This window comes from Pauljensenia sp. UMB6358 (assembly GCF_030216865.1).
Classification (GTDB): Bacteria; Actinomycetota; Actinomycetes; order Actinomycetales; family Actinomycetaceae; genus Pauljensenia; species Pauljensenia turicensis_A.
The window spans coordinates 1-446 of record NZ_JASOMS010000041.1; the positions used below are offsets into that span (position 1 = coordinate 1).

Sequence of the window (446 nt, forward strand, 5' to 3'; positions counted from 1 at the left end):
AGACAGAGGTGAACGCTATGGGTAGAGGAGGAGCGAGGGTCCGCTCTGGGCCACCAGCAAATGAGAACTCGGGCCGGTCCGCCCGACGCGGTTTTTCTCTGAAAGCCCTGCCCCCAACAGGCAGGCGCGGCAGGCCACCAAAGTTCCCGCTGCCAGAAATGAGTGAGCGGGAAGAAGAAGTTTGGAAGAGCCTTTGGAAAAGCCCCCAGGCGGTGGCCTGGTCGATGCCCGAAAACAAGTGGATGCACCATCTGGTCGGCTTATACACGCGGGTTCTCGTAAAGTGCGAGAGCCCCTCTACGCCGCCTTCCTTACTGGCGCAGCTGCACCGGATAGGAGACCAGATTGGGATGACCCCGGCGGGTCTTTCTTTCCTCGGATGGAAAATCGCCGAGGAAAGCGAGTCTAAGAGCGCCCCTAAGCCTAAAAGAAATGCTTCAGCGGGG

The 446-nt window shown here is 59.4% G+C and carries 1 protein-coding gene; it reads left to right on the top strand.

What is annotated here, in order from left to right:
- Positions 1 to 158: 158 nt before the first annotated feature.
- The coding region (locus tag QP381_RS08535) for a hypothetical protein (protein ID WP_285068505.1) at positions 159 to 446 on the top strand (288 nt) is incomplete at its 3' end.